The following is a 3196-nucleotide window of genomic DNA, read 5'->3' on the forward strand; positions in this document are numbered from 1 at the left end:
TGCCTGCATGGCCGGCCTTTTCCGCCTGGAACAGCCATTTGATCTTGGAGACGGCTTCGGTCGAGCCCATGCCGACCGGCTTGTCCAGGATCAGCCAGCCCGAGATCGGCCGGCCCTTCTTCTTGCCGCGACGCGCCACTATTCGGTGTCCTTGTTGTCGTCTTTGTCCTGGTCTGCGTTTTCCTGGTCCTCAGGACCCAAATCGCGCGCCACTTCCGGCGATTTCAAGAGGTCGTTGATCCTGGCAAAATTGTCGAAGGAGGTGTCGAGCTTGAAGCGGAACTCCGGCATGAACTTCATCTGCCGCAGCGCGCCGGAGACACGGCCACGGACGAATTTCGCATGCTTGTTCAACGCCTCGACCACCGCATCGGCATCTTTGGCGCCGAGCGGCGAGACGAAAGCGGTAGCGACCTTCAAATCGGGCGACATGCGCACTTCCGAGACCGACACCACGGTGTTCTCGATCAGCGGATCGATGATCTCGCCGCGCTGCAGGGTTTCGGATAGCGCATGGCGCACCTGTTCGGCGACGCGCAGCATGCGCTGGGATGGGCTGGATGCGGTTGGACGGGGCATTTTTCTCAATCCTGAAAGCGTGAGGCGCGGGATGGAACCGTGCCGCATGTCTCATATGGGCATTCTCAATAGACTTGGGGCGGCGGCCTTTCGACCACCGCCCGGTATGGACAAGTCACTCGAACTCAGAGTGTCCGGGTCACCATCTCGACGCGGAAGCACTCGATGACGTCGCCGACGCGCATGTCCTCGTAGTTCTGGAAGGCCATGCCGCACTCCTGGCCGCCGGGGACTTCCGAAACTTCGTCCTTGAAGCGCTTCAGCGTCTTCAGCGTGCCTTCGTGGATGACGACGTTGTCGCGGATCAGGCGCACGCCCGCACCACGCTCGACCTTGCCTTCGGTGACACGGCAGCCGGCGATCTTGCCGACCTTGGTGATGTCGAAGATTTCGAGGATCTGCGCATTGCCGATGAAAGTCTCGCGACGCTCCGGCGACAACAGGCCCGACAGAGCCGCCTTCACGTCATCCACAAGGTTGTAGATGATCGAGTAGTAGCGGATCTCGATGCCAGCCGCCGCTGCAGCGGCACGTGCCTGGACGTTGGCGCGGACGTTGAAGCCGATGATCGCGGCACCCGAAGTCTCGGCCAGCGACACGTCGCTTTCGGTGATGGCGCCGGCGCCAGCATGGACGATGCGTGCACGCACTTCGTCGGTACCGAGCTTGTCGAGTGCGGCGTTGATCGCCTCGATCGAGCCCTGCACGTCGCCCTTGATGACCAGCGGGAATTCCTTCAGCCCGCTTGTCTGCAACTGCGACATCATCTGCTCGAGCGAACCGCGCTGGCCGGCATGCTTGGCAACCGCCTTCTCGCGCGCCAGACGCTGGCGGTATTCGGTGATCTCGCGGGCACGGGCCTCGTTGTTGACCACGGCGAAGCGATCGCCGGCCTGCGGGGTGCCCTGCAAGCCAAGCACTTCCACCGGCATCGCCGGCGGCGCTTCCTTGATCTGCACGCCACGATCGTTGACCAGCGCACGCACCCGGCCCCATTCATTGCCGGCAACGAGGATGTCGCCCGGCATCAGCGTGCCGGTCTGCACCAGCACGGTGGCAACGGGACCACGGCCCTTGTCGAGCTGGGCCTCGATGACGACGCCTTCGGCGGTACGGTCCGGATTGGCCTTCAGGTCGAGAATTTCGGCCTGCAGCAGGATCGCCTCGAGCAGTTTGTCGAGATTGGTGCCCTTGGTCGCCGACACTTCGACGTCCAGAACTTCACCGCCCATGGATTCGACGAAAACCTCGTGGCGCAGCAGTTCGGAGCGCACCTTCTGCGGATCGGCATCATGCTTGTCGATCTTGTTGATCGCCACGATGATCGGAACGTCGGCCGCCTTGGCATGGCTGATCGATTCGATCGTCTGCGGCATGACGCTGTCATCGGCCGCAACCACCAGGATGGCGATGTCGGTCGCCTGGGCGCCACGAGCACGCATCGCCGTGAAGGCGGCGTGGCCGGGCGTGTCGATGAAGGTGATCTTGTGACCATTCTTCTCGACCTGGTAGGCGCCGATATGCTGGGTGATGCCGCCGGCTTCGCCGGAGACGACATTGGCGTTGCGGATCGCGTCGAGCAGCGAGGTCTTGCCATGATCGACGTGACCCATGATCGTCACGACCGGCGGACGCGAAACCAGGTCCTCGGCATTGTCGGCGATGTTGAACAGGCCTTCCTCGATGTCGGATTCGGCGACGCGGCGGACCGTGTGGCCGAATTCGGTGGCGACCAGCTCGGCCGTGTCGGCGTCGATGACGTCGCCCGGCTTCAGGATCTGGCCCTGCTTCATGAAGAACTTGACCAGGTCGACCGCGCGCTCGGACATGCGTTGCGCCAGTTCCTGGATGGTGATGGTCTCTGGCAGGATCACTTCGCGCATGACTTTCTCGCGCGGCTCATTGTGCATCGCGCGCTTGAATTTTTCCTGGCGGCGACGCATCGACGACAGCGAACGGGCTCGCGCATCTTCGTCGGACAATGCCGAATTCAGCGTCAGCTTGCCACGGCGGCGATCTTCCTCGCTCTTGGTCGGCTTGGCCGGACGCGCCACTTCAGGCGTGACCGGACGGCGCACCGGTGCGCCGGCACCAACCCGCTTCGGCTTGGCCACTTCCTCGTCATCGACTGTTGCCAGTTCGGCAGCCAATGGCGCGCGGCGACGCGCCTCTTCCTCGGCCCGACGGCGGGATTCGGCCTCGGTCTGCAACCGTGCTTCTTCCTCGGCCTGGCGGCGCGCGGATTCATCGCGTTCGCGCTTGCGGCGCTCTTCGTCCTCGGCGCGACGCTTGGCATCCTCGGCGGCGCGCTGGCGGTCCTCGACCTCGCGAACCTTCGAGCCCTCGAGCGCCCTGCGGCGTGCTTCCATTTCACTGCGCGACAGTTCGTTCAGCACCATGCCGCTGCGCTCGACCGGGGCCGGGGGCGGCGGGGGTGGCGGCGCCTTCGGTGCTTCCGGCACGACGACGGGTGCGGCCACGACCGCCGGCTTCGGTGTGAAGACGGGGGCGGCAACAGGCTCCGGCTTGTCGCCGGGCATCGAGAACTTGCGCTTCTTGGTTTCGACGACGACCTGCTTGGTGCGGCCGTGCGAGAAGTTCTGGCGCACAGTGCCCT

The 3196-nt window shown here is 64.2% G+C and carries 2 protein-coding genes and 1 pseudogene; all 3 read right to left on the minus strand.

Annotated elements, in window-relative coordinates; all coding sequences use genetic code 11:
* Window positions 1-139, minus strand: a pseudogene (gene truB / locus EN969_RS36205) (tRNA pseudouridine(55) synthase TruB); the annotation flags it as partial.
* The gene (gene rbfA / locus EN969_RS23595; RefSeq protein ID WP_024503464.1) at window positions 139-579 is read right to left on the minus strand and encodes a 30S ribosome-binding factor RbfA; all 441 of its coding nucleotides are present in this window, start codon (window positions 577-579) and stop codon (window positions 139-141) included. The gene rbfA and the pseudogene truB, both read right to left, overlap by 1 nt.
* Window positions 580-704: 125 nt before the next feature.
* Window positions 705-3196, minus strand: a 2492-nt coding sequence (infB, locus tag EN969_RS23600; RefSeq protein WP_127419437.1) for a translation initiation factor IF-2, incomplete at its 5' end; no start/stop codon positions are given.

This window comes from Mesorhizobium sp. M7A.F.Ca.CA.003.01.2.1 (genome assembly GCF_003998945.1).
In the GTDB taxonomy this organism is placed as follows: Bacteria; Pseudomonadota; Alphaproteobacteria; order Rhizobiales; family Rhizobiaceae; genus Mesorhizobium; species Mesorhizobium ciceri.

What these genes read in the sequence shown, in the direction of transcription:
- rbfA (WP_024503464.1), bottom strand. Translation starts at nt 579, where the DNA reads ATGCCCCGTCCAACCGCATCCAGCCCATCCCAGCGCATGCTGCGCGTC.